32 protein-coding genes are annotated in these 23,676 nt (G+C 75.3%); 10 read left to right on the forward strand and 22 right to left on the reverse strand.

Annotation, left to right across the window (positions count from 1 at the left end):
- Positions 1 to 1,059 (reverse strand): helix-turn-helix domain-containing protein (locus LFA75_RS07385; RefSeq protein WP_404820969.1); only part of this gene is annotated, 1,059 nt, incomplete at its 3' end.
- A 73-nt stretch (positions 1,060 to 1,132) separates the two neighbouring features.
- Between LFA75_RS07385 and LFA75_RS07390 the strand changes: the two genes are divergently transcribed.
- Together LFA75_RS07390 and LFA75_RS07395 are read left to right on the forward strand one after the other, a co-directional pair.
- On the forward strand, positions 1,133 to 1,360 hold the full coding sequence (locus LFA75_RS07390; RefSeq protein WP_225233004.1) for a hypothetical protein: 228 nt from the start codon (positions 1,133 to 1,135) through the stop codon (positions 1,358 to 1,360).
- A gap of 10 nt (positions 1,361 to 1,370) precedes the next feature.
- Positions 1,371 to 1,598 carry a DUF3072 domain-containing protein gene (locus tag LFA75_RS07395; RefSeq protein ID WP_225233005.1) on the forward strand — a complete coding sequence of 76 codons (228 nt, stop codon included), beginning with the start codon at positions 1,371 to 1,373 and terminating at the stop codon, positions 1,596 to 1,598.
- A gap of 36 nt (positions 1,599 to 1,634) precedes the next feature.
- Here LFA75_RS07395 and LFA75_RS07400 read toward each other — a convergent pair whose 3' ends face one another.
- Together LFA75_RS07400 and LFA75_RS07405 are read right to left on the reverse strand one after the other, a co-directional pair.
- Positions 1,635 to 2,315, reverse strand: coding sequence for a response regulator transcription factor (locus LFA75_RS07400; protein WP_225233006.1), 681 nt, complete (start codon positions 2,313 to 2,315; stop codon positions 1,635 to 1,637).
- Positions 2,312 to 3,580: a sensor histidine kinase gene (locus LFA75_RS07405; protein ID WP_225233007.1), complete on the reverse strand. Its 1,269-nt coding sequence runs from the start codon at positions 3,578 to 3,580 to the stop codon at positions 2,312 to 2,314. The genes LFA75_RS07400 and LFA75_RS07405 overlap by 4 nt, the downstream gene beginning before the upstream one ends.
- 236 nt (positions 3,581 to 3,816) lie before the next feature.
- Between LFA75_RS07405 and phoU the strand changes: the two genes are divergently transcribed.
- The gene (gene phoU / locus LFA75_RS07410; protein ID WP_225233008.1) at positions 3,817 to 4,479 is read left to right on the forward strand and encodes a phosphate signaling complex protein PhoU; all 663 of its coding nucleotides are present in this window, start codon (positions 3,817 to 3,819) and stop codon (positions 4,477 to 4,479) included.
- 64 nt (positions 4,480 to 4,543) lie between these two features.
- Here phoU and LFA75_RS07415 read toward each other — a convergent pair whose 3' ends face one another.
- The 9 genes from LFA75_RS07415 to mshA form a co-directional block, all read right to left on the reverse strand.
- Positions 4,544 to 5,302: a phosphoglyceromutase gene (locus tag LFA75_RS07415; RefSeq protein WP_318249968.1), complete on the reverse strand. Its 759-nt coding sequence runs from the start codon at positions 5,300 to 5,302 to the stop codon at positions 4,544 to 4,546.
- 13 nt (positions 5,303 to 5,315) lie between these two features.
- Positions 5,316 to 5,615, reverse strand: coding sequence for a hypothetical protein (locus LFA75_RS07420; protein WP_225233010.1), 300 nt, complete (start codon positions 5,613 to 5,615; stop codon positions 5,316 to 5,318).
- 10 nt (positions 5,616 to 5,625) lie between these two features.
- Positions 5,626 to 6,249, reverse strand: a complete 624-nt coding sequence (locus tag LFA75_RS07425) for a hypothetical protein (protein ID WP_225233011.1) — start codon at positions 6,247 to 6,249, stop codon at positions 5,626 to 5,628.
- 83 nt (positions 6,250 to 6,332) lie between these two features.
- On the reverse strand, positions 6,333 to 6,872 hold the full coding sequence (locus LFA75_RS07430) for a TIGR03086 family metal-binding protein (protein WP_225233012.1): 540 nt from the start codon (positions 6,870 to 6,872) through the stop codon (positions 6,333 to 6,335).
- Positions 6,869 to 7,363, reverse strand: coding sequence for an SRPBCC domain-containing protein (locus tag LFA75_RS07435; RefSeq protein ID WP_225233013.1), 495 nt, complete (start codon positions 7,361 to 7,363; stop codon positions 6,869 to 6,871). The genes LFA75_RS07430 and LFA75_RS07435 overlap by 4 nt, the downstream gene beginning before the upstream one ends.
- Positions 7,360 to 7,698 (reverse strand): ArsR/SmtB family transcription factor, encoded by a 339-nt coding sequence (locus LFA75_RS07440; RefSeq protein WP_225233014.1) that lies wholly within the window; start codon positions 7,696 to 7,698, stop codon positions 7,360 to 7,362. Before LFA75_RS07440 ends, LFA75_RS07435 begins: the two co-directional genes overlap by 4 nt.
- A gap of 78 nt (positions 7,699 to 7,776) precedes the next feature.
- Positions 7,777 to 9,246 (reverse strand): DHA2 family efflux MFS transporter permease subunit, encoded by a 1,470-nt coding sequence (locus LFA75_RS07445; protein ID WP_225233015.1) that lies wholly within the window; start codon positions 9,244 to 9,246, stop codon positions 7,777 to 7,779.
- Positions 9,240 to 9,779 (reverse strand): type III secretion system chaperone family protein, encoded by a 540-nt coding sequence (locus tag LFA75_RS07450; RefSeq protein ID WP_225233016.1) that lies wholly within the window; start codon positions 9,777 to 9,779, stop codon positions 9,240 to 9,242. Before LFA75_RS07450 ends, LFA75_RS07445 begins: the two co-directional genes overlap by 7 nt.
- Positions 9,776 to 11,071, reverse strand: coding sequence for a D-inositol-3-phosphate glycosyltransferase (mshA, locus tag LFA75_RS07455; RefSeq protein WP_263639362.1), 1,296 nt, complete (start codon positions 11,069 to 11,071; stop codon positions 9,776 to 9,778). Before mshA ends, LFA75_RS07450 begins: the two co-directional genes overlap by 4 nt.
- Positions 11,072 to 11,211: 140 nt before the next feature.
- Here mshA and LFA75_RS07460 point away from each other — a divergent pair, with 140 nt between their 5' ends.
- On the forward strand, positions 11,212 to 11,982 hold the full coding sequence (locus tag LFA75_RS07460; RefSeq protein ID WP_225233017.1) for an SDR family oxidoreductase: 771 nt from the start codon (positions 11,212 to 11,214) through the stop codon (positions 11,980 to 11,982).
- A gap of 21 nt (positions 11,983 to 12,003) precedes the next feature.
- Here the strand turns inward: LFA75_RS07460 and LFA75_RS07465 are convergent, their stop codons facing one another.
- Positions 12,004 to 13,008 carry a UDP-N-acetylmuramate dehydrogenase gene (locus LFA75_RS07465; RefSeq protein WP_225233018.1) on the reverse strand — a complete coding sequence of 335 codons (1,005 nt, stop codon included), beginning with the start codon at positions 13,006 to 13,008 and terminating at the stop codon, positions 12,004 to 12,006.
- Between the two features lie 39 nt (positions 13,009 to 13,047).
- Here LFA75_RS07465 and LFA75_RS07470 point away from each other — a divergent pair, with 39 nt between their 5' ends.
- From LFA75_RS07470 to LFA75_RS07480, 3 genes are read left to right on the forward strand one after another with little or no spacing between them, the layout of a single operon-like run.
- Positions 13,048 to 13,896 carry a class I SAM-dependent methyltransferase gene (locus tag LFA75_RS07470; RefSeq protein ID WP_225233019.1) on the forward strand — a complete coding sequence of 283 codons (849 nt, stop codon included), beginning with the start codon at positions 13,048 to 13,050 and terminating at the stop codon, positions 13,894 to 13,896.
- Positions 13,893 to 14,765, forward strand: coding sequence for a spermidine synthase (locus LFA75_RS07475; RefSeq protein ID WP_225233020.1), 873 nt, complete (start codon positions 13,893 to 13,895; stop codon positions 14,763 to 14,765). The genes LFA75_RS07470 and LFA75_RS07475 overlap by 4 nt, the downstream gene beginning before the upstream one ends.
- A gap of 42 nt (positions 14,766 to 14,807) precedes the next feature.
- Positions 14,808 to 15,002: a PspC domain-containing protein gene (locus tag LFA75_RS07480; RefSeq protein WP_225233021.1), complete on the forward strand. Its 195-nt coding sequence runs from the start codon at positions 14,808 to 14,810 to the stop codon at positions 15,000 to 15,002.
- A 12-nt stretch (positions 15,003 to 15,014) separates the two neighbouring features.
- On the opposite strand, the gene LFA75_RS07485 is transcribed toward LFA75_RS07480, so the two are convergent.
- The 9 genes from LFA75_RS07485 to LFA75_RS07525 form a co-directional block, all read right to left on the reverse strand.
- Positions 15,015 to 15,302 (reverse strand): DUF2516 family protein, encoded by a 288-nt coding sequence (locus LFA75_RS07485; protein ID WP_225233022.1) that lies wholly within the window; start codon positions 15,300 to 15,302, stop codon positions 15,015 to 15,017.
- Between the two features lie 77 nt (positions 15,303 to 15,379).
- A complete protein-coding gene (locus LFA75_RS07490) occupies positions 15,380 to 16,294 on the reverse strand; it encodes a hypothetical protein (protein ID WP_225233023.1) in 915 nt (304 codons plus the stop codon).
- Entirely contained in the window at positions 16,291 to 16,752 is a 462-nt protein-coding gene (locus LFA75_RS07495) for a helix-turn-helix domain-containing protein (RefSeq protein WP_225233024.1), read from the reverse strand. Before LFA75_RS07495 ends, LFA75_RS07490 begins: the two co-directional genes overlap by 4 nt.
- A 109-nt stretch (positions 16,753 to 16,861) precedes the next feature.
- The gene (locus LFA75_RS07500; RefSeq protein WP_225236023.1) at positions 16,862 to 17,824 is read right to left on the reverse strand and encodes an asparaginase; all 963 of its coding nucleotides are present in this window, start codon (positions 17,822 to 17,824) and stop codon (positions 16,862 to 16,864) included.
- Positions 17,820 to 18,377 (reverse strand): RsiG family protein, encoded by a 558-nt coding sequence (locus LFA75_RS07505; protein WP_225233025.1) that lies wholly within the window; start codon positions 18,375 to 18,377, stop codon positions 17,820 to 17,822. Before LFA75_RS07505 ends, LFA75_RS07500 begins: the two co-directional genes overlap by 5 nt.
- Positions 18,374 to 19,243, reverse strand: coding sequence for a BKACE family enzyme (locus LFA75_RS07510; protein WP_225233026.1), 870 nt, complete (start codon positions 19,241 to 19,243; stop codon positions 18,374 to 18,376). The genes LFA75_RS07505 and LFA75_RS07510 overlap by 4 nt, the downstream gene beginning before the upstream one ends.
- Positions 19,240 to 20,343, reverse strand: a complete 1,104-nt coding sequence (gene ygfZ / locus LFA75_RS07515; protein ID WP_225233027.1) for a CAF17-like 4Fe-4S cluster assembly/insertion protein YgfZ — start codon at positions 20,341 to 20,343, stop codon at positions 19,240 to 19,242. The genes LFA75_RS07510 and ygfZ overlap by 4 nt, the downstream gene beginning before the upstream one ends.
- A 1-nt stretch (position 20,344) precedes the next feature.
- Positions 20,345 to 20,809, reverse strand: coding sequence for a Fur family transcriptional regulator (locus LFA75_RS07520; protein ID WP_225233028.1), 465 nt, complete (start codon positions 20,807 to 20,809; stop codon positions 20,345 to 20,347).
- 9 nt (positions 20,810 to 20,818) lie between these two features.
- Positions 20,819 to 21,781, reverse strand: coding sequence for a hypothetical protein (locus tag LFA75_RS07525; RefSeq protein WP_225233029.1), 963 nt, complete (start codon positions 21,779 to 21,781; stop codon positions 20,819 to 20,821).
- A gap of 34 nt (positions 21,782 to 21,815) precedes the next feature.
- On the opposite strand from LFA75_RS07525, the gene LFA75_RS07530 reads away from it, so the two are divergent.
- From LFA75_RS07530 to LFA75_RS07540, 3 genes are read left to right on the forward strand one after another with little or no spacing between them, the layout of a single operon-like run.
- A complete protein-coding gene (locus LFA75_RS07530; RefSeq protein ID WP_225233030.1) occupies positions 21,816 to 22,019 on the forward strand; it encodes a zinc-ribbon domain-containing protein in 204 nt (67 codons plus the stop codon).
- Positions 22,020 to 22,033: 14 nt separating this feature from the next.
- Positions 22,034 to 22,876, forward strand: coding sequence for an aminotransferase class IV (locus tag LFA75_RS07535; protein ID WP_225233031.1), 843 nt, complete (start codon positions 22,034 to 22,036; stop codon positions 22,874 to 22,876).
- A 54-nt stretch (positions 22,877 to 22,930) separates the two neighbouring features.
- On the forward strand, positions 22,931 to 23,662 hold the full coding sequence (locus LFA75_RS07540; RefSeq protein ID WP_225233032.1) for a hypothetical protein: 732 nt from the start codon (positions 22,931 to 22,933) through the stop codon (positions 23,660 to 23,662).
- Positions 23,663 to 23,676 lie beyond the last annotated feature (14 nt).

The following is a 23,676-nucleotide window of genomic DNA, read 5'->3' on the forward strand; positions in this document are numbered from 1 at the left end:
GCCCGCCTCGACCTCGGCCTGGTGGCCCCGCACCCCGCCAGCCCCCGCCCGGTGCCCGTCGAGCTGCACCGCCGCCGCCCCACCTGAGCCCAAGCGGGTCCGGAACGCCTGGCGGTAGGCGCGCGGGCTGATCCCCCGCCGCCGGGCGAAGTGCTCGCGCAGCCCGGCCGCCGTCCCGAAGCCGGCCAACCGGGCCACCTCCTCGACCGGGGCGTCGGAGTCGGTCAGCAGCGTCTCGGCCGCGGCCAGCCGCCGGGCCAGCAGCCAGGCGTGCGGCGTCGTCCCGGTGGTGTCCTTGAACCGGCGGGCGAAGCTGCGCGGGCTCATCAGCGCGCGGCGGGCCAGCACCTCGACGGTGAGGTCCTCGGCCAGGTGCTCCTGCGCCCAGCCCAGGACGTCGCCGAGCAGGTCGTCCTCGCAGCGGGCCACCGGGGTGTCGACGTACTGGGCCTGCCCGCCGTCGCGGTGAGGGGGCACGACCATCTCCCGGGCCAGCGCGTTCGCCGCGCCGGGGCCGTACTCCCGGCGCACCCAGTGCAGCAGCGCGTCGACGCCGGCGGCCGTGCCCGCGCCGGTGATGATCGAGCCCTCGTCGACGTAGAGCACCCGGGGGTCGACGTCCACGGCGGGGAACCGAGCCGCCAGGTCGTCGGCCACCCGCCAGTGCGTCGCCGCCCGCCGGCCGTCCAGCAGGCCGGCCTCGGCGAGCACGAAGGCACCGCTGCAGTGGCTGATCAGCTGCCCGCCGCGGGCGTGCACGGCCCGGAGCGCCGCCAGCACCGCCGGCGGGCAGGCGCTGTCGGTGTCGTGCCGAGCGGTCACCACGACCACGTCGGAGACCGCCAGGCGGTCCAGCCCGTGCTCGACGAGCACGGTGAGGCCGGTGTCGGTCCGCACCGGGCCGGGGACCTCCGCGACCAGCGCGTAGTCGAAGGTCGGCAGACCGAAGCGCGTGTTGTCGTAGCCGAAGACCTCGCTGGCCGAGCCGAGCCCGAAGGCGCCGAGGGTGCCGTTGCCGGCGAGGACGCTCACCACGAGGGTTCGGGACACGTCGACCATCATGGCAGGAAATCGGCGATCGGGGTCATGACTGCCACTCGTGGGGACGACGGGGCCGCACCAGGCTGGTCGCATGCTGCTGATCACCTGCCCCGCCACCCGCTCCGACGAGCTCGTCGCCGACCGGCTCGTGCGGCCGGTGGCCGACCCGCGCACCCGGCCCGGCGTCGTCGCGGTCGCCGTGGCCTGCCCCTGCGGGCGGGAGCACGTCTACCTCACCGGCCGGCGCATCGAGGAGGCCCGGGCCCGGCTGGCGGGGGCCGCCCATGATCGACGAGCGGACCGACGCATCGCCGCGTAGCTTCGAACGCATGAGCGAATCAGACTCGAAGGTCAACACCGGCCAGCCCGGTGACCCCACGGCCGAGAAGGACCCCTCCGACTGGGTGACCGGCGACGAGCCGGCCACCGGGGCGCAGAAGAGCTACCTGTCCACGCTGGCCCAGCAGGCCGGCGAGGAGGTCCCCGAGGACATCACCAAGGCGGACGCCTCGATCAAGATCGACGAGCTCCAGGAAGAGACCGGCCGCGGGAAGTAGCCGGACCCCCTCGGCCCCCTCGCAGGGGCCGAGGGGCTAGGACTCGAACTTGTAGCCGAGGCCTCGCACGGTGACCAGCCACTTCGGGGTCGCCGGGTCGGGCTCGATCTTGGCGCGCAGGCGCTTGACGTGGACGTCGAGGGTCTTGGTGTCGCCCACGTAGTCCGCGCCCCACACCCGGTCGATGAGCTGGCCCCGGGTCAGCACCCGGCCGGCGTTGCGCAGCAGCAGCTCGAGGAGGTCGAACTCCTTGAGCGGCAGCGAGATGGTCTCGCCGTCCACGGCGACGGTGTGCCGCTCGACGTCCATCCGCACCGGACCGGCGGCCAGCGCGGCGTCCACCGGCAGGTCGGTCTCGCTGCCCCGCCGCAGCACGGCGCGGATCCGGGCGAGCAGCTCCCGCGCGGAGTACGGCTTGGTGACGTAGTCGTCGGCGCCGAGCTCGAGGCCGACGACCTTGTCGATCTCGGTGTCCTTGGCGGTCAGCATGATGATCGGGACCGCGCTCTTGGCCCGCAGTGTCCGGCAGACCTCGGTGCCCGACAGGCCGGGCAGCATGAGGTCCAGCAGGACGATGTCGGCACCGCCGCGGTCGAACTCGGCCAGGGCGTCGATCCCGTTGCCGGCGACGACCGCCTCGTAGCCCTCGCGGCGCAACATGTAGGACAGCGCGTCCGAGAAGGACTCCTCGTCCTCCACGACCAGCACTCGGGTCATGACCGTCCTCTCTGCACATCTGTCGGGGTGACGGCCGCGCGGAGCGCGTCGACACGATCGCGGGAGATCCCCGCGGGGTCCGTGGTGGGGATCGGGTCGGGCTCGGCCGGGGCCAGCGGGATGCGCAGGGTGAACGTCGACCCCAGGCCCTCCTCGCTCCACACCGTGACCGACCCGCCGTGGTTGGTGGCCACGTGCTTGACGATGGCCAGGCCCAGACCGGTGCCGCCCGTGGCGCTGGCCCGGGACTGGTCGACCCGGTAGAACCGCTCGAACACCCGAGCCCGGTCCGCGCGCGGGATGCCGATGCCCGAGTCGGTGACCGCGATCTCGGCGAAGCCCGAGCGCGCCCGGGTGCCGACGGCGATCTTGGTGGCGTCCGGGGAGTAGGCGACCGCGTTGGCCAGCATGTTGGTCACCGCGGTGGCCAGCTGGGCCTCCACGCCGCGCACGACCAGCCCGGTCTGCTCGCCGACGGCCAGCTCGATGCCCTTGGCGGCGGCGGCCAGCCGGGTGCGGTCCACGGCCTCGGCCACCACGTCGTGCACGTCGATCGGGGTCAGCTCGGGCAGCGGCTCGGCCCCCTGCAGGCGGGAGAGGTCGATCAGCTCGCGGACCAGGCGGGACAGCCGGTCGGCCTCGTGGGTCATCCGGGCGGCGAAGCGCTGCACCGTCTCGGGGTCGTCGGCCGCCCCCTGGGTGGCCTCGGCGAGCAGCAGGAGGGCACCGACCGGCGTCTTCAGCTCGTGCCCGACGTTGGCGACGAAGTCCCGGCGCACGGCTTCGACCCGGCGGGCCTCGGTGACGTCCTGCAGGACGAGGGCGACCGGGCCGCGCTCCAGGGCCGGGCCGCTGTCCAGTCGGACGCCGTGCACGCCGACCATCCGGGGCCCGGTGCCGACCAGGTCCCCGGGCAGCTGGACGTCCGAGCGCCGGCTCCCGCTGCGGCGGACCTCGTGCGCCACGGAGACCAGACCGGGCACCAGCAGGCGGGAGCCCCGGACGATGCCCAGCGCACGGGCCGAGGGGTTGGCCAGCAGCACCGAGTCGTAGAGGTCCAGCAGCACCACGGCGGGGTCCATCAGGTCCAGCAGCCGGCGGGCGAGCACGGTCTCGTCGTCCACCGGGGTGGGCGACCCGGGCAGGTAGTCCGGCGCGGGACCCGTGGGGTCGGGACGCTGACCACGGGTGAGGAGGCGGGCGACGAGGACGCCGACCGCACCGCCCAGCACGAGGCCGGGCGCCGGCCACAGCAGCGGGTGCACGCCTCGATGCTAGGCCGCCGGGGGGCCCGCGCCCGGCCTCCGGAGGGGTGATCACCCCCCGCGGGAGGGAGTGTTCACGGGCCGGTGGGCCGTCGTTCACCTGCGCGCCCCGGCGCGGGAACCGATCAGTCCCTAGGCTCGTCCCCGGGCGCCCGAGCCGCAACCAGCCGGTTGCGCCGCGCCCGACGACGCCGTCTGCCCCGGGCCCGCCCGCCCGGCAGACCTGGAGGGGAACCGTGCGCGACAGCTACCGGGAAGAACTCGACGACATCAACACGTGCCTGGTGGAGATGACCAACTCCGTCGGCTCGGCGATGAGCAAGGCCACCACGGCCCTGCTGGACGCCGACGTGGCCCTGGCCGACCTGGTCATCGCCGGGGACCAGCACATCGACCGGGTGCGGGAGAACGTCGACGAGCGCTGCTTCACGCTGCTCGCGCGGCAGGCCCCGGTGGCCACCGACCTGCGGGCGATCACCACCGCGATGGCCACGGTGCAGGACCTGGAGCGGATGGGCGACCTGGCCCAGCACATCGCCAAGGTCGCCCGGATGCGCTTCCCGGACCACGCGGTGCCGCAGGAGGTCCGCCCGGTCTTCCTGGACATGGGCCACATCGCCGAGAGCCTGGTCGCCCAGGCCGGCACGATCATCGCCAAGCGCGACATCGAGGCCGCCGTCCAGCTCGAGGCCGAGGACGACCTCATGGACCGCAACCACCAGCAGCTGTTCCGCGAGCTGCTGGGCAACGACTGGCCGCACGGCATCGAGTCGGCCATCGACATCACCCTGCTGGGCCGGTACTACGAGCGCTTCGCCGACCACGCGGTCAGCGTCGCCCGCCGGGTGGTCTACCTGGTCACCGGCGAGCGCCCCCTCCCGGTCGCCGCCGCCAGCTAGCGCACCGCACCACAACGAAGGGCCCCGGGACGTCGTCCCGGGGCCCTTCGTCGTCAGGGGTCCTTCACTTCTTGCCCTGGGCCGCCACTGCCTTGATGGCCTCGGCGGCCGCCTCGGGGTCCAGGTACCGGCCACCGGGGTTCGTGGGGACCAGGTCGTCGTCCAGGTCGTAGCGCAGCGGGACGCCGGTGGGGATGTTCAGCCCGACCACCTCGTCGTCGCCCATGCCGTCCAGGTGCTTCACCAGCGCCCGCAGGCTGTTGCCGTGCGCGGTGACCAGCACCGTCTTGCCGGACCGCAGGTCCGGCACGATCGCGTCGTACCAGTACGGCAGCATCCGGACGACGACGTCGGCCAGGCACTCGGTGGCCGGCCGGGCCTCCGGCGGCAGGAACGCGTAGCGCGGGTCGGCGTCCTGGCTGTACTCGTCGTCGGCGGCGATCGGCGGCGGCGGGGTGGCGTAGCTGCGCCGCCAGGTCATGAACTGCTCCTCGCCGTACTCGGCGAGGGTGGCGGCCTTGTCCTTGCCCTGCAGGGCGCCGTAGTGCCGCTCGTTGAGCCGCCAGGAGCGGGTCACCGGGATCCACTGCCGGTCGGCCGCGGCCAGCGCCAGCTCGGCGGTGGTGATCGCCCGCTTGAGCAGCGAGGTGTGCAGCACGTCGGGCAGCAGCCCCTCGGCGGCCAGCAGCTCACCACCCCGCGTCGCCTCGGCGCGGCCCTTCTCGGACAGGGACACGTCGACCCAGCCGGTGAAGAGGTTGGCCTTGTTCCACTCGCTCTCGCCGTGGCGGAGGAGCACCAGAGTTCCGGTCACGTCGTCCATCCTGCCCGACGGCTCAGCCGGCGAGCAGGGGCCAGGCCAGCCAGAGCTCCAGGAGCAGCGGCGGGCCCAGCCCGGCCAGCAACCAGGGGCTGCGCACCCGGCGGCCGGTGCTCCACCGGATCACCGCCACCACGGCCACGCACAGCGCGACCGTCGCGGTCCCCCAGCCGACCGCCGCGCCCACGTCCCCGGTGAGGAACTGGGCGAAGGCGAGCTGCACCGCGCAGGCCAGCAGCGGGTAGACCAGCGCGGAGGCGAGCACGACCCCGGTCAGCGCCCGGGTGCGCCCCCGCAGCTCGGTCTCGTCGGCCACGGTGCAGCCCTCAGGTGAGCGTGCCCGCCCGCCAGCGGCGGGCCGCTGCGGCGAGCTGGTCGGCCGTGCGGGCCAGCGCGTGGCCGGTGCGGGTCACCCGGTCGGCCTGCTCGCCGTCGACGTCGTCCAGCTCGTCGGCGTGCGCGGCGCGGCCGCCCGCGACGACCCAGCAGAAGGCAGCGGCGCGGTCCAGCGCGACGTCCAGGTCGCCCTCGAAAACCCCGGTCAGCACGGCGTCGGCGAGGTCGCGCACGCCGTCGGGGCCCGGCGGGTCGGCCAGGCCGGCGACCACCTCGCGGGGCAGCACGCGCCCGCGGCCGGCCTCGAACTGACGGGCCGCCGAGACCGGGTCACGCTGCACCCAGGCCCGCAGCAGGTACAGCCGCCACAGCGCACCGGGCAGGGAGATCGCCGGGGCGTCGGCCCACAGCTCGGCCAGCTCGTCCAGGCCCTGGTCGTCGGCCAGGGTGACCAGCCGCCGGGTGACCTCGGGGTCATCGGTGGCGCGGGCCCGGTCGACCAGGGCGTAGGCCACCCCCCGGGCGGCCTCGGTGGTGGCGATCGGATCGACCTCGCCGGCGAGGTGCGCCCCGAGGGTGGCGCGCAGCAGCGGTCGGCGGTTCCGGGCGGCCATCGGTCCTCCTCGTCGGTGACGGCCGCGGTGGTGGACGACCCCCACCGTTTGTACGTGGCCGATCGCCGTCGGGCCACCCCGGTTCACCGTCCGGGGTCGCGCCCCAGGAAGCCCATCAGCCGGTCGACGGCCGGTGCGTCGTCGGGCACGGCGACCTTGGGCCCGTACTGGCCGGACTGGCGCAGCATCTCGTCCATCGGCTGCATGCCGGCCAGCAGCTCGGCGCACTCCGCCTCGTCCAGGCCCGACTCCTGACCGCTGGCCGTGGCCAGGTCCCAGGTGTGGAAGAGCACGTCGGTCGTGTAGAACCGGTCGACCGCGTCACCCAGGGGCAGCGTGCCCAGGTGCTGGTGGGTGAACGGCTCGGCCGCCCGCGGCGAGGCCAGCAGTGCCTGGACGGCGGTCGCGTGCCGGGTCCAGTCCTCCGCGGGGTCCCCGGTGCGGTCGACGGCCAGGGTGATGTCGTCGGCGGCCAGCAGCGCGGGCAGCCACTCGACCAGGTGGCCGACGACCTCGGCCGCCGTCCAGCCCTCGACCGGGGCCGGTGCGGTCCAGTCGGTGACCCCGCCGACCACCGCGCCGAAGCGGCCGGCGATCCGGGCGTGCCGGTCCGCGGCGCTCACGCCTGCACCAGCGGCGCGTCGAGCAGCAGCGCGTCGAGCTTGGCGTAGCCCTGGTCGACGCCGATCTCCATGCCGCTGCGCAGCCAGGCGTCGCGGCCCTCGAAGGAGTCGACCAGCGACTGCGCGTGCAGCCGGGTGCGCCCCTCCCCCAGGTCCTCGAAGCGCAGCGTCTCCAGCGAGACGTCCTCCGGCATGCCCTCCCAGGTGAAGGTCTGCACGATCGTGTCGGTGCCGATCCGGTGGAAGCAGCCCCGGAAGGCGTACTCCTCGCCGTCCCGGCCGGCGACGTAGCGCCACTCGCCGCCGTCCCGGGCGTCCCAGCGGTCGACCCGGGTGTCCATGCCGTTCGGGCCCACCCAGCGGGCGAACAGCTCGGGGTCCAGGTGGGCGCGCATCAGCTGCGCGACGGTGCCGCGGAAGTCGCGGGTGATGCGGATCAGCGGCAGCGCCGCGTCGGCGGCGATGGTCGCCTGCGGGGCGGTGGTGGTCACGACAGGTCCTCCTCGGTGGTGTCGAGCTCGGCCAGGACGGCGTCCAGGCGGGTGTAGCGCTCCTCGGCCCGGCGCCGGTAGCGCTCGATCCAGGCGGTCATCAGGTCCAGCACCTCGGCCTCCAGGTGGACCGGGCGGGTCTGCGCCGCACGGCCGCGGGTGACCAGGCCGGCACCCTCGAGCACCTTGAGGTGCTTGGAGACGGCCTGGGTGCTGACGTCGTAGGGGGCCGCGAGCTCGCCCACCGTGGCGTCGGCGACGGTCAACCGGGCGACCATGTCGCGCCGGGTGGGGTCGGCCAGGGCGGCGAACACCCGGGAGAGCTGGTCGGCCATCACCCCTCCGTCCTCAACCGTTCGGTTGCAGAAGACGTTAGCCCGCGAGGCGCCGGTCGTCAACCATGTGGTTGCCGATCAGGGACGGCGGCGGCCGGGCAGCCAGACGAGGCACACGACGGCCGCGACCACCGCCGAGGCCGCCGTCCCGACCGCGGTGACGTGCATGGCCTCCACGAACGCCTGCCGCGCCGGGTCGACCAGCCCCTGCGCGCCGGCGCCGGCCAACCGCACCGCCTCCAGCGTCGCCACCACCGACTGCCGGGCCTGCTCGCGGGCGTCGGCGGGCAGCACGTCCACGGCATCGCCCAGCCGCGCTGCGTAGACCCCGGCCACCAGCGACCCCAGGATGGCCACGCCGAGCGCGCCGCCCACCTGGCGGACGGTGTTGTTCACCGCTCCCCCGGCGCCGGCCTTCTCCCGCGGCACCACGCTCATGATCGACTCGGTCGCCGGCGCCAGCACCGCCCCGAGGCCCAGCCCCTGCACGAAGAGGACGACGAGCACCAGCCAGATCGGCGGGTCGGTGTCCAGCAGCTGGTTGGCCGCGAACGCCGAGGCCATCAGCCCGAAGCCGGCCGCGCACACCAGCTTGGCGCCGAACCGGTCGGCCAGCACCGACGCCCGCGGCGAGGCCAGCGCGATGGCCACCGCCATCGGCACCAGGGTCGCCCCGGACTGCAGCGGGGAGAACCCGAGCACGCCCTGCAGGTAGTAGACGAGGTAGAACGTGGCGCCCTGCAGGGCGAAGAAGTTCAGCGCCAGCGCGGCGGCCGAGGCGGAGAACGCCGGCAGCCGGAACAGCGAGACGTCCAGCGCGGGGTGCGTCGTCCGCCGCTGCCACCAGACGAACGCCACCAGCAGGACGACGCCGCCCAGCAACGGCACGAGCACGCCGGGCGTCGTCCAGCCGACCCCCTCGCCGCCGCGGATGATGCCGAAGACCAGCGAGCCCAGCCCGGCGATGGACAGCAGCACCCCGGGGACGTCGAGCCGGCCCGGCGCCGGGTCCCGGGACTCCGGCACCAGGGTCACGCAGCCGACGGCGCCGACCGCGGCCACCGGGATGCCCAGCAGGAACACCGCACCCCACCAGAAGTGCTCCAGCACCAGGCCACCGGCCAGCGGGCCACCCGCGATGCCGATGCCGGCGGCGCCGGCCCAGATACCGATGGCCCGGCTGCGCTCGCCGGCCGGGAAGACGTTGCTGATCACCGCCAGGGTGGCCGGCTGCACCGCGGCACCACCGACCCCCATCAGCGCACGCCAGGCGATCAGCTCCTGCGCCGACCCGGAGAACGCGGCGAGCACCGAGCCCAGCGAGAAGATGCCCAGCCCGATCAGCAGCGCCCGGCGGCGGCCGATCCGGTCGCCGATCACGCCCCAGCTGAACAGCAGGCCGGCGAAGACCAGGATGTAGGCGTCGATGGCCCACTGCAGCTGGCTCTGGGTGGCCGACAGGTCGCGCTGCAGGGTGGGCAGGGCGACGTTGAGCACCGTGTTGCCCATGATCACCACGAGCAGGCAGACGATCATGGTGGTCAGCACCCACCAGCGCCGCCGGTAGCCCGGTGGGGCCGCCTCGGTCCCCCGCGCTCGACGAAGTCCGCGAAGGCCTCGAGGTTGCGCAGGGACTCCCCCCGCTTGACCCGCCAGGCCCACTCCCGACGGATCGAGGTGCCGAACCCGATCTCCAGCATCGTGTTGAAGTGGTCGTCGGCGTAGCTGAGCACCGCACCGAGCAGCCGGTCGATCTCCTCGGCGGTGACCGCTGCGGCCGACAGCCGACCGGTCAGGTAGACGTCTCCGGCGGTGTCGATGGAGTAGGACACGCCGTACATCCGCGCGTTGTGCTGCAGCAGCCAGGTCCACAGCTGCTCGCGGTTCTCGTCGGGCTGGCGGCAGACGAACGCCTCGATCCGCAGACCGTGCTCGCCCAGCACCAGCCCGCAGACCGTCTTGAGCTTGTTCGTGCCGGGCAGGTCGACCAGGAACCGCCCCGGCGCCGGGTGCTCGTAGACCAGCTCGGCGTCGCGCAGCGCGGCGTCCACGAGGGCCTCGAGCTCGGGCAGCACGCTCACCGCGCCGTCCCCCCGACCGAGAACGCCCGGACGGCGTCGCGCACCCGGTCCCGGGGCGAGCGGACCACGGCCCGCATCTCGCCCATGGCCGCCGTGTAGGCCTCGACCAGGGACCCGGCGGTGCGGTCCCAGCTGAAGCACTCCGCGTGCTGGCGGGCACCGACGGACAGCACCTCGCGCTGCTCGACGACCTTGCGGATGGCGGCGGCGTAGTCGGCCGGGTCGTGCCCGTCGACCAGCACGCCGGAGACCCCGTCGGCGACGGCCGTGGGCAGCCCGCCGACGGCGGCGGCGACCACCGGGGTGCCGCAGGCCTGCGCCTCCAGGGCGACCAGGCCGAAGGACTCGTTGTGGCTGGGCACGACCGCGACGTCGGCGGCCCGGTAGTGGTCGGCCAGGGCCGCCGGGCCCTGCGGCGGCACGAACCGGACGACGTCGGCGATCCCGAGGGAGACGGCGAGCTCCTGCAGTTGGCGCGGCTCGGCCAGCCCGCTGCCGCTGGGGGCGCCGACGACCAGCACCTGCAGCCTGGCGCGCAGCGCGGGCTCGTCGGCCAGCAGCCGGGCCGCGGCATGCAGGAGGACGTCGGGGGCCTTGAGCGGCTGGATCCGGCCGACGAACAGCAGCACCAGGGCGTCGTCGGCCACGCCGACCGCCCGGCGCGCGGCGGCCCGGTCCCGGCGGTCGGTGAACCGCTCCAGGTCCACCCCGGGCGGGACGACGAGGGTGCGCGCCGGGTCGGCGTCGTACCAGCGGACGAGCTGGCGGGCCTCCTCGACGGTGTTGGCGATCAGCCGGTCGGCCTCGGCGACCACCTGCTCCTCGCCGATGACCCGGGCCATGGGCTCGGGGGCGTCGCCCTCGGCCAGCGCGGCGTTCTTGACCTTGGCCAGGGTGTGCGCCGAGTGCACCAGCGGCACGCCCCAGCGGTCCCGGGCCAGCCAGCCGACCTGCCCGGAGAGCCAGTAGTGGCTGTGCAGCACGTCGTAGAAGCCGGGTTCGTGCCGGGCCTCCTCGCGCAGCACGGCGGCGGTGAAGGCGCACAGCTGGGCGGGCAGGTCGTCCTTGCCCAGGCCCTCGAAGGGTCCGGCGGACACGTGCCGCACGGTCACCCCGGGCACCATCTCCACGACCGGCGGCAGGTCCGACGACGTCGCCCGGGTGAAGATCTCCACCGCGATGCCCCGGGCGGCCAGCCGGCGGGACACCTCGACGACGTAGACGTTCATGCCGCCGGCGTCCCCGGCCCCGGGCTGGTCCAGCGGGCTGGTGTGCACGCTGAGCGTGGCCACCCGGCGGACCTGCGGCGGGCGGGGGTGCCAGGGGCCCACAGGGCGGAGCGGGCGCCGAGCAGGCACGTCGACTCCTCCCCGCCGGGCGCCCCCGGCGGGCACCTCTGCGACACCCCATCCTGCACCAGCAGACTGGGCCCATGCCTGCCGAGACTCGAGCCCTCCCCTTCCCCGGCGACGGACGTGTGGCCGTCGTCACCGGCGCGTCCAGCGGGATCGGCGCCGCGACCGCCCGCCGGCTCGCCGCCGACGGCTTCTCCGTGGTCCTCGGGGCCCGGCGGATGGACCGGCTGACCGAGCTCGCCGGGGAGATCGGCGGCCGCGCGGTCGAGCTCGACGTGACCGACGCCGACTCGGTGGCCGCGCTGGTCGCCTCGCTGGACCGGGTGGACGTGCTGGTCAACAACGCCGGCGGCGCCTTCGACGCGGCACCGGTGGCCGACGCAGACCTGGACTCCTGGACCCGGTCCTTCGAGGTCAACGTGCTGGGCAGCGTTCGGGTGACCAAGGCCCTGCTGCCGGCCCTGCGGGCGTCGGGCGCCGGCGACGTCGTCTTCGTCGGGTCGACCGCGGGCCTGGTCAGCTACGAGGGCGGGGCGAGCTACACCGCGGCCAAGCACGGCGTGCACACCCTGGCGGAGACCCTGCGGCTGGAGCTGGTCGCCGAGCCGGTGCGGATCGTGGAGATCGCCCCCGGCATGGTGAAGACCGACGAGTTCGCGCTCAACCGCACCGGCGACGCCGCGAAGGCCGCCAAGGTCTACGAGGGCGTCCGCGAGCCCCTGGTCGCCGACGACGTCGCCGACTGCATCGCCTGGGCGGTCACCCGGCCGCACCACGTCAACATCGACCTCATGGTGGTCCGCCCGCGCGCCCAGGCCGCCCAGCACAAGGTGCACCGCGAGTCCTGAGCGGCGGGCTCGAGCGCGGCCTCAGGGTCGGACGGCGGTGGGTTCGGGGACCAGCGTCACGCCGAAGCGGTCCCGGACGGCGTCCACGACCTTCCCCGCGAAGGCGAGCAGCTCGTCGGCCGTCGCACCCGGCTCGGTGGTGAGCGCCAGCGAGTGCCGGGACGACGTCCCGACGTGGCCCTGCCGGGTGCCGCGGCCGAACCCGGCGTGCTGCACCAGCCACGCCGCCGACAGCTTCACGTCGTCGCCGGCCGGCCAGCTGGGGCAGCCCTCCACGGCCATCGAGGCCGGCACCACCGGGTTGGTGAAGAACGACCCGGCGCTGCGGGAGTCGGGGTCGGCGGGGTCCAGCACCATGCCCTTGCCCCGGCGCAGCTCGAGGACGGCGGCCCGGACGTCGGCCAGCGGCGCCCGCTCCCCCACCTCGACGCCGAGCCGGCGGGCGAGCTCGGCGTAGCCGACCGGCATCGACAGCGGCGAGGACTGCAGCCCGAACGTCACGGTGAGGACGACGAACACCCCGGGGTGCTGCTTGAGCGCGGAGTCCCGGTAGCCGAAGCCGCACTCGACGGGGGTCAGCGTGCGCACCGAGCCGTCGCGGCGGTCGAGGACCTGGACGGCGGTGATGGTCTGCGCGACCTCCTGGCCGTAGGCGCCCACGTTCTGCACGGGCGTCGCCCCGGTGCTGCCCGGGATGCCGCTGAGCGCCTCCATGCCGGCGAGCTCCTGCGCGACGGTGTGCGCCACCAGGTCGTCCCACGGCTCGCCGGCCTGCACCTGCACGGCGTCCCCGGTGCGGACCACGCCCCGGGACCGGACGGCGACGACGTCCCCGGGCCACCCGGCGTCGGGGGCGACCACGTTGGACCCACCGCCGAGCACCAGCAGCGGCCGGCCGGCGGCGTCGGCGTCGCGGACGGCGGCGACCAGCTCGTCGGCGTCGTGCACCTCGACCAGCCGGTCCACGGGTCCGCCCACCGCCAGCGTGGTCAACTCGGCCAGTCGGGTTCCCTGATGCACCTGCACGGCTCCACGCTAACCGCCGCGCGACTACCCTCCGGACCGGTGAGCAGCGACCACTCCCGCAAGGCGGTGCTGCCCCCCACCCGCAAGCAACCCCGGCTGGCCGCCGGCCGGGCCCGCGCGCTGGGCCTGCCGACCCGCGGGACGACGAACGCCAACCGCCTGCGCCGGGTGGACCGCTGGCTGGTGGCGACCCAGGTCCCCCGCCTGCGCGACGCCGCCCGCCCGCTCGTGGTGGACCTGGGCTACGGCGCGTCGGCGGTGACCACCCTGGAGCTGGTCGACCGCCTGGGGTCCGAGGTCACCGGCCTGGAGGTCGTCGGGCTGGAGATCGCCCCCGACCGGGTCGCCTCCGTGGCCGACGACCGGGACCCGCCCCGGGTGGACTTCCGGCTCGGCGGGTTCGAGCTGGCCGGGCTGTCCCCGGTCCTGGTCCGCGCGTTCAACGTGCTGCGCCAGTACGACGAGGAGTCCGCCGCCCGCGCCTGGACGACGATGTGCGCCGCCCTGGGCCCCGGCGGCCTGCTGGTCGAGGGCACCTGCGACGAGTGGGGACGGCGGGCGTGCTGGGTGGCGCTGGACGACTCCGGGCCGCTCACCCTGACCCTCGCCGTCCGGCCCTCGGACATCGACCGGCCCTCCGACCTGGCCGAGCGGCTGCCCAAGGCGCTGATCCACCACAACGTGCCCGGCCAGCCGGTGCACGCCTTCCTGACCGCCCTCGACGCCTGCTGGGCCGCCGCGGCCGGGCTGTCGACGTTCGGCCCGCGGCAGCGCTGGGTGGCCGCGGTCGAGGCGATGGCCGCGCAGGGCTGGCCGCTGGTCGGGTCCAGCCGGCGCTGGCGGCACGGCGAGGTGACCGTGCGCTGGTCGGCGGTCGCGCCGTCGTGAGCCGACGCGAGCGCCGGACCAGCGGCCCCGAGCACCCGCTGCTCCCCGGTCGGGTGCCGACCGCCGGCGGGGTGGCCGAGATCCTCGGCGACGCCGACCGGGACCGCTCCTTCGTGCTGATGCTCGACGGCGTCCCGCAGTCCCACGTCGACCTGGACGAGCCCGAGCACCTGGAGTTCGAGTACGTGCGCCGGATGGGCCACGTCGTCGACCTGGCCGCCGACGAGGGTGTGCCGCTGGACGTCGTCCACCTCGGCGGCGGCGCGCTGACCCTGCCGCGCTACGTCGCGGTGACCCGGCCGGGCTCGCGCCAGCGGGTGGTCGAGCTCGACGAGCCGCTGACCGAGCTGGTCCGGGAGCACCTGCCGCTGCCGAAGGGCGCGCGCATCCGGGTCCGGGCGGCCGACGCCCGGGCCGGGCTGGAGGCGTTGCCCGACGCGAGCGCGGACGTCGTCCTGGTCGACGTCTTCGCCGGTGCCCGCACGCCGGCGCACCTGACCAGCACGGAGTTCGCCGGCCAGGTCGCCCGGGTGCTGCGCCCGGGCGGGGTGACCGCGTGGAACGTCTCCGACGGACCGCCGCTGCGCTTCCTGCGCACGCAGGCGGCCACCCTGGCCGCGGTGTTCGGCCACGTACTGCTGGTCGCCGAGCCCGGCACGCTGCGCGGGCGCCGGCACGGCAACACAGTGGCGGTGGCGTCGGACGCCGAGCTGCCGGTCGCCGCGCTGACCCGGCGCTGCGCCGGGGACCCGATGCCGTCCCGGGTCGTGGCGGGGGTCGACCTCACCGCGTTCGTCGGGACGGCGCTGCCGGTGGCCGACGCGACCGCCGTGCCCTCGCCCGAGCCGCCGGCGGGCATCTTCGCCTGATCTGCCCAGGCACCGTCCAGGCAGTCGCCTTACGGTGTAGCCATGACCTCTCCGGCGTCCCGCAGATTCTCCCGCGACACCCAGCACAAGGTCGTGGCGGGGGTGTGCTCCGGGCTGGCCCGGCGCTTCGGCCTCTCGCGCACCGTCGTCCGGGTGGCCTTCGTGGTCTCCTGCGTCCTGCCGGGGCCGCAGTTCATCGCCTACCTGGTGCTGTGGGCGGTCATGCCCCGCGGCTGAGCCGCGGGTGGGTCACCAGCTGCTGTTGCCCGACTGCAGGCCACGCAGCGCCGGCCGGACGTCGACCAGGTAGACGATGATCCCGACGATCGCCGGCAGGCCCAGGAACGACATCACGCCCATGCCGTAGACGACCAGCGTCGCGATGGCGGTGATGGCCACCCAGGCGGGCTTGCTCAGCTTGCCGGCGGCGACGTAGCCGGCGGCCGGCCGGATGATCGCGTCGACGGTGGCCCAGGCCCCCAGCCCGAGCACGGCATAGGTGATGACCGCGAACAGGGCGTTGTCGAAGGCCGGCATGGCGCCAGGGTAGACCGCGGACACGCGTCAGGGCCCGCAGCGCGAGGCTGCGGGCCCTGACGGCGGGGCGGGTCTCCTCAGTTCGAGGAGGGCGCCGAGCTGCTGGCCGACGGCGCGTTGCTGGACGCCGAGGGGGCGGTGCTGCTGGCCGACGGCGCGGTGTCCTTCGCCGCAGCGCTCTTGGCCGGGGGCACCAGGGGCGAGGGCCGCCCGGCCGCGGGCTTCCGCGCGGTGCGCTTGGCCGGGGCCTTGGGGGCGGTGGCCTTGGGTCCGGTGGTCGAGCGCACGGTGCGCTTGGTGCTGCGCGCCTCGGTGCGGACCTCGTCCTTGGCCTCGGCGGCGGCCTTGCTGGTCTGGCTCTTGGCCTTCTGGGCGACCGAGGTGGCCTTGTCCGACGCCGCGGCGACGGTCTCGTCGGCGGTGTCCAGGACGTCCTCGAGGGCGTCCTCGACGGCGTCGACCGAGCGCTCGGCGCGGCTCACGACGGAGCGGAAGCCGGGCTGGCGGCGCAGGTCCTCGACGACCTCCTCGCCGCGGGCGGCGAGACCGGAGACGGTGCTGAGCGCCTGCTGGCGGACGGCCTCGGCCAGGCCGACGACGGTGCCGCGCCCCTCGGCGACGGTGCCCTTGACGGCCTCGGGGCGGGCAGCACCCTGGGCGCGGTCCGCGGCGACCTCGGCCTTGCCGCGGGCCTGGCTCACGGCGGAGAACGCCTTGTCGCGGGCGCCCTCGGCCCGGGTGCGGACCTCCTTGGCGGCCAGGTCGGCCTGCACCTGGGCCTCGCCCGGCAGGGCCTCGGCCTTGCTGCGGACGGTGCCCAGCACCGAGCGGACGGTGCCGACGGCGACGTCGCCGGCGCCGATGGCGGCCAGCACCCCGGTGCGACCGGCCTCGACGACCAGGTCGGTGGCGGACTTCGCGGTCAGCCGGGCGTCGTCGGCGGTGCGGGCGGCGCGCTTCTTGGTGCGGTCGCGGGTCTCGGTGGTGCTCATGGGGACTCCTCCTGGGAGGTCTGCGGGGTGGGGGTGACGGGGGTGCTGGCCAGCGACTCGTAGAGGTCCAGCAGCACGTTCTTGTGCCGCTCGCTCAGCGCCGGGTCCGACCGGATCGCGGTGACCGTGTCGGGCGTGCCGGACCGGCGGTCCAGGATCCCGGCCTGCTCGTAGAGCGTCTCGGCCGAGATCTTCAGGCCCCGGGCGATCTGGGCCAGGATCTCCGCCGACGGCTTGCGCAGTCCCCGCTCCACCTGCGAGAGGTAGGGGTTGCTGACCCCGGCGGTGCGGGCCAGCTCGCGCAACGACACCTGGGCGGCGTTGCGCTGGGTGCGGATGAAGTCGCCCACCTGGGAGCTGACCGCGGTCGACACGGTGGTCGCCTCGGCAGCGGCGGACTCGACGGCACTGGTCACGCTCTCGCGGACCGAGCTGACGATCTCCGACGGGTTCTGCACACCGACGACGCTAACCCAGGGTGCTAGCTCCTGCAAGCACAGGTGCTAGCAGTGTGACGAACCGCTCATGGAGTCGCAGCGCTCGGGGAACGATGCGCAGCGACTCCGCTCAGACCAGTGCGGCGGACGGCCGGACCTCGCCGACCACGCCGTCGCCACCGCTCACCGGGGTCACCGCGAACGGCGCCAGCAGCTCGGCGTCGACGCCCAGGCGGGCCAGCCCGGCGCACAGCGCGGGCATCCGACCGCGGTCGCCGCCGTCGTCCAGCTTGAGCGCGACCGCGCCGACGCCGGGGAGGGCGGCGACGTGCACGCCGTCCGCACCACCCTTCATGAGCAAGCCGGGCACCGCGCCCATCAGCAGGGTGTCGTCCTTGCCGGTGCCGGCGACCAGCCACGGGTGGGCCCGCACCGCGTCGGCGACCGAGCGACCGGCCGTGCCCGGCTCGGCCTGCACCAGCGACAGGACGCCGCGGGCCAGCGCGGTCACCGACAGCGCGTGCTGCGGGGCACCGCACCCGTCGACGACGACGGCGCTCACCGGCTCGCCGCCGGCCTCGCCCAGGCGGGCCTCGATGGCCTGCTGCAGCGGGTGCGCGCGGTCCAGGTAGCCCTGCGTGGGCCAGCCCGCGGCGACGCAGGCCGACAGCATCGCGGCGTGCTTGCCCGAGCAGTTCATCGCCTCGCGGGCCGGCGCGCGGCCCTCGACCAGCCAGGTGGCCCGCTCCCGCTCGTCGGAGGGCAGCGCGGCGGGACAGCCGAGGTCGTCGGGGCCGAGACCGGCCGCGGCCAGCATCGCCAGCGCGAGCTCGACGTGCCCGGGCTCCCCGGAGTGCGAGCCGGCGGCGATGGCCAGCTCCTGCGTCGACCGCGGCACCCACCCGGCGTCCAGGTAGGTGGTGGCCTGCACGGGCTTGTTCGACGAGCGCGGCAGCGTCGGCACGTCCACCGCGCCGACCGCGTGGGTCACGGCACCGTCGGCGTCCAGCACGACCAGCGACCCGCGGTGGGCCGACTCGAAGAAGCCCGACCGCCAGACCTCGACCAGGACAGGGTTGTCCGGGAAGTTAATGGCGACCCTCCGCGGCGAGGAGCTGGGCGACGTCGGCCTCGCCGTCGCGGTAGCGGCGGCCCAGCTCGCCGGCCAGGGAGTCCATGACGTCCTGCACGCCGCGGCGCCGCTCGGACAGCCCGCGCTCGCCGGCGGCCAGGGCGCGCGCGGCGGTCTCGAGCTGGTCGTCGGGCAGGTCGGCGATGTCGGAGAGGTCGACGCCGGGGGCCAGCGAGTTCACCCAGTGCTCGAGGGCGACCGGGTCGCTGGGCTGCACCGTCTGGTGCCGGCCCAGGCCGTGCGCCGGGCCGCGGCCCTTCTCCGAGAGGATCTCGGGCAGCAGGTCGACCAGCGAGCGGCCGTCGTGCTCGGCGCGGCGCTGCAGCTCCCGGCGGACGATGTCCAGCCGGCCCTGCAGCAGGCGCCGGGTGTAGGAGAGGTCGACCTCGGACTGCTCGGCCTGCCGGCGCAGGGCGCGGACGTCGAGCATGCCGCGCTGCTCGATGCCCTCGAGGAAGGCCGGGGCGAGCAGGGTGTCGACGGCGGTGCCACCGGCTGAGGACGGAGCGGTCATCGGGATGCCTCCTGGGGTGCGCGGATGCCCAGCAGCTCGCGGGCCTCGGTGGTGGTCAGGGCGGGTCGTTGGGCGATCCGGGCCAGGCCGGCGGCGCGGGCGACGAGCTGGGCGTTGTCCCGCACCGGCTCGCCGGGGGCGTAGGTCAGCGTGTCCTCCATGCCGACCCGCAGGTGCCCGCCGGCCGACAGCGCGGCCAGCATCACCGGAAGCGAGGTCCTGCCGACCCCGGTCGCGGCGAAGGTCCAGGACGGGTCGATCGCGGGCAGGCAGGCGGCCAGCGCGCCGGTGGTGCCGGGCATGCCGCCGGGGACGCCCATGACCAGGTCGACGTGCACGTGCCCGCCGTGCGGCAGGCCGTGCCGGTCGAGCAGCCGGGACAGCGTGGCCAGGTGGCCCAGGTCGAAGGCCTCGTACTCGGGGACGATGCCGCGGTCGCGCATCTGGGTGTGCAGCTCGACGATCAGGTCCCACGGGTTGCTGAAGACGTCGCGGCCGAAGTTGACCGTGCCCAGCGAGAGCGAGGCGGCGTCCGGCTCGGCGTCGAGCACGGCGACCCGGTCGGCCAGCGGGTCGGTGACTGCGCCGCCCGAGGACAGCTGGACGACGAGGTCGGTGGACTGCCGGACGGCGTCGACGACCTCGCGCACCCGCACCAGGTCCAGCGTGGGCCGGGTGTCGAGGTCGCGGACGTGCAGGTGGACGACGGCGGCGCCGAGCGCCTCGCAGTCGCGGGCGGTGGAGACCACCTCGTCGACGGAGACCGGCAGCGCGGGGACGTCGGCCTTGGCCGACTCGGCCCCGGTGGGGGCCAGCGTGATGAGCGTCCCTGCGCGGGTCCCTCGCGTCGCCGTCCCCGTGGTCACCGACCGATCGTCGCAGACCGGACCGCCCGCACGCGCTCCCGGGCCGCCGCGACCGTGTCGTCGGTGGTGACGACCAGGTCGTCGGGGTCGACGACGGCGACGCTGCCGCCGACCCGGAGGTCGGCCGCGCCCTTCTCCAGGGTGGCCGACTTGACCAGCGCCAGGCCGACGACGCCCAGCTCGTGGTGCCGGACGACGGTGCCCAGCCGGCCGACCTCGCGGGTGCCGGCGGTGACCGGCGTCCCGGGCTCGGGCAGGTGCTCCTCCATGCCGTCCAGGTGCACCAGCACCAGCCGGCGCGGCGGACGGCCCAGGTTGTGCACCCGGGCGACGGTCTCCTGGCCGCGGTAGCAGCCCTTCTCCAGGTGCACCGCCGTCTGCAGCCAGGGCGTCTCGTTCGGGATGGTGCGGTGGTCGGAGTCGGTGCCCAGCCGCGGGCGGTGCGCCTCGACGGCGAGGGCGGCCAGGGCGTCGACCCCGGCGAGCACCGCCCCCCCGGCCAGGAGGGTGTCGGCCCGGGCGTCGAGCTCGGCGCGCGGCACCAGCAGGTCCACGGTCGGCACGCCGTCCCCGAGCGGGGGCATCCGGCGGACCCAGCCGCCGTCGGTCGCGAGCACCTCGTACGGCGCGGCCGGGACCGGCAGGCCGGCGGCGGTCAGCACCTCGTCGGTGCGCGGCCCGACCAGGGTGAGCACGGCCCACGCCTCGGTGACCAGCGCGGGCTCGACGCGGAACATGAACCGCATCCGGTCCAGCCAGCCGGCCAGCGCCGCGCCCGTGCCGGGCTCGGTGTCCAGCCACGTGGTGCCGGCCAGCTCGGCGACCACGACGTGGTGCTCGACGTGGCCCTGCGGGGAGAGCACGAGCGCCTCGGTGCCGGCGCCGTCGGGCAGCCGCTCGAGGTGCTGGCTGAGCAGGCTGTGCAGCCAGGTCAGCCGGTCGGGCCCCGGGACGGCGACGACGTCGCGGTCGCTGCGGTCGACCAGCACGACGCCCTCGGCGGCACGGCGCTGCTCGGGCAGCGGTTCGCCGTAGTGCGCGGCGACCTCACCGCCCTCGGCGGCGACGGCGGCGGGGCGGGACAGCAGGGGGGATGGCACCTCAGGACTCCGATCCGGCCGCACGGCAGTCCCGGCAGGTGCCGGACAGCGCCACGTGGCCCACGTCGAGGGTGTAACCCAGGTCGGCGGCCAGACGTTCCGCGACGCCGTCCATCACCGCGGGGTCGACCGAGTCGATCCGGCCGCAGCCGGAGCAGACGACGTGCAGGTGCGGGTGCTGGGCGGCGTGGTAGACCGGCGCGCCCTTGCCGAGGTGGGTGTGCCAGACCAGGCCCAGCTTCTCCAGCAGCTCGAGGTTCCGGTAGACCGTCGAGGTGTCGGGGGCGGCGCCGTCCGGGCCGGCCTGCTCCTTGAGCCAGGACCCGATCTCCTCCGGCGTCCCGTGCTCGAGCGCGCCGACCGCGGCCAGCACGCGCTGCCGCTGGGTGGTCAGCCGCAGCCCGCGGGCCCGCAGCTGCGCGGCCAGCGGGGGCGCCGTCGCGGGCTCGTGGCTGTGGTCGGTCACGGGGCGAGCCTAGGCCCGGTCCCACCAGGCCAGGACCCGTCGAGCACCCAGCGTCACCCACCGCGAGGGCTCCCCCTCGGGCACGTCGACGGGGAACCAGACCGCACCGGGCTGGACCGGCCCCTGCAGCCAGCGACCGTCGGGCTGCCGGCCGGCGCGCAGCAGCTCGACAGCGTCGGCGGCCCGCGGGTCGGGGTCGGTGCCGTCGAGCAGGGAGGCCGAGCGCAGGTGGTCCAGGGCGCGCAGCACGTCGTACCGCCAGCGGGAGGGCGCGGTCGGCGGGACCAGGCACGGCTCGAGCATCGCGCCGCTGGACAGCCGCCGGGTCAGCCGGCGCGCCAGGAGGTGCTCCTCGCCGCGGTGCCGGGCCGCCCGCAGCTCGTCGCTGCCGCCGGTCGCCACCTCGTCGGCGAGCAGGCCGCGGACGGCGTTCAGCGTGGAGTGCACCGACGAGCGGGTGGTGCCCTCGACCCACTCGCAGTTCCAGCCGCCGTCGTCCAGCTGGTGCGCGGGGAACCAGGCGGCCAGGGCCTCGACGTCGACCCCGAGCCAGACGCCGGAGGCCAGGGTGTTCGCGTTGATGCAGACGTCGACCTCGCCGCCCCAGTACGGCAGGTCGTCGTACTCCCAGGTGCAGTTCTGGGCCAAGCGGTCGGCGGTGTCGGCGAGCGCCGCGGGGTCGCAGCCCCAGTCGCGCAGGGCGGCCAGCGACCAGGTGGTCGCCGTCCAGGGCTGGCCCTCGCCCTCGGCCGGCCACTGCACCTCGCCGTCCACCTTCGGGAAGAACGCGCCGCCGGCCCACTGGCCGTCGGGGTCCTGCAGCGCGAGCAGCCGGGCGCCCCAGCCCTCGGTGGCCACCCGGGCCCGCGTCGCCCGCCAGACCGGCTCGGGTTCGCCGGCGAGGTCGCGCTCGACCTGCCAGCGCAGGGCCGGGTCGCTGTCCAGGAGCCAGGTGAGGACGTCGTCCGCCATGCCGGGACGGTAGTGCGCTCCTAGGGTCGGGTGGGTGTTCTTCCTCTTCGGGTTCGGCAGCAAGCAGAAGGACCTCGGTCCCGGCTCGACGCGCACGTGCCCGCGGTGCGGCAACACGACGGTGTGGGCGCGGGTGAAGCAGTACAAGCAGTTCACGGTGTTCTTCGTGCCGCTGGTGCGCTGGAAGCGGCAGCAGCTGGAGATCTGCACGATCTGCGGCACCGCGGTGGTGGTGTGAGGCAGGCTGGGCCCGTGGACGGACGGCGTGCGGTGGCGGTCTGGCGGGACGGCGCGGCGGTCAGGGTGCCGGCCGACCAGCCGGTGGTGACGGCGTTCGACGCCGGGCTGGCCCGCGGGGACGGCGTGTTCGAGTCGGTGCTCGTGGTCGGCGGCGCGACGCCCCGGCTGGCCGACCACCTGGCGCGGCTGCAGTGCTCCACCGGTCTGCTGGACCTGCCCCCGGTCGACGACGCGACCTGGCGGGAGCTGGTCGCCGCGGCCGTGGACGGCTGGCCGGCCGAGGTCGAGGGCGTGTGCCGGCTGTTCCTCACCCGCGGGGACGGCACCTCGCCGACCGCGCTGGCCCTGCTGGCCGAGGTGGCGCCGGACGTGCTGCGCCAGCGCGCCGACGGGGTCGCCGTGGTCGCGCTGACCTACGGGCTGGCCGCCGACGTGCGGGCCTCGGCGCCGTGGCTGCTGGGCGGGGCGAAGACGCTGTCGTACGCGGTCAACATGGCCGCGCAGCGGCACGCGCACGCGGTCGGCGCCGACGACGTGGTGTTCACCTCGGCGGAGGGCCGGCTGCTGGAGGGCCCGACGTCCACGGTCGTCTGGGCCGCCGACGGCGTGCTGCACACCCCGCCGCTGGACAGCGGCATCCTGGCCGGCACCACCCAGGCCCGGCTGTTCGCCGCCGCGGAGGCCGACGACTGGCCGACCGCGGTCACCGCCGGGACGGTCGCCGACCTGCACGCCGCGGACGCCGTCTGGCTGCTGTCCGGCATCCGCGGCGCCGCGCCGGTGACGTCGCTGGACGGCGTGGCCCGCGGCGACGCCGGCCTGACTGCCCGGGTGCAGGAGCTGCTCGCCCGCTGAGATCAGCGGTCGTCACCGGCCGTCCCCGTCGTGCCGCCCCGCCGAGGAGCAGATGTGCCCGGACCGTCCACGAGCGAGCAGTCCACCGCCCCACGCCGTCGCCGGCGACGGGTGCTGGTGTCCGGACTGGTGGTCGCCGTGGTCCTGGTGACGGTGGTCGTCGCGGTGGTGGCGTGGGTCCGTCGCGCGCCGACCGGGGGGAGCGTGGCCGAGGGGTCCGACGCCTTCCGGCGGTGCTGGGAGCTCAGCACCACGGGGCAGGACGACCTGCTGGCGCCGACGGGCACGGGGACGTGGGACGCCGAGGAGGAACGGCGGTTCTGGTCGCAGCCCGCAGCCCTGGACTGCGCGGTGGAACGCCTCGAGGAACCGGTGCGCGCCCGGGCGCTGCAGGAGGCGTTCCCGTCCCGGGAGGACGGCGCCGACGTCCAGGCGCAGTGGCAGGCGGTCGCCGACTACGCCACGTGGCTGACGGTCGAGCAGGACATGGACAGCGCACAGGTGCTGCTGCGGGCCGGCGCCGTGCTCACGGCGCTGTGGGTGGCCGAGGACGACACCAGCTCGTACGCCGAGGGGTTCGTCGACGTCGTCGTGCTGGCGGACATGTCGGCCCGGGGTGAGCTGCCCGGCTACCGACCGTGGTTGCAGGAGACGGACCGGACGGACGACGCCCGCGCCCTCGCCGACTACCTCGACGACGACCTGGTCGCCGACCGGCCGGAGAACGACGATCCCTACCGGCTGAGCCGTGACCGCGCGGATGCGCTGCTGTACGCGATCCGGTGAGCACCGGCACGGAC

Source organism: Klenkia terrae, from assembly GCF_900491935.1.
GTDB lineage: Bacteria > Actinomycetota > Actinomycetes > Mycobacteriales > Geodermatophilaceae > Klenkia > Klenkia terrae.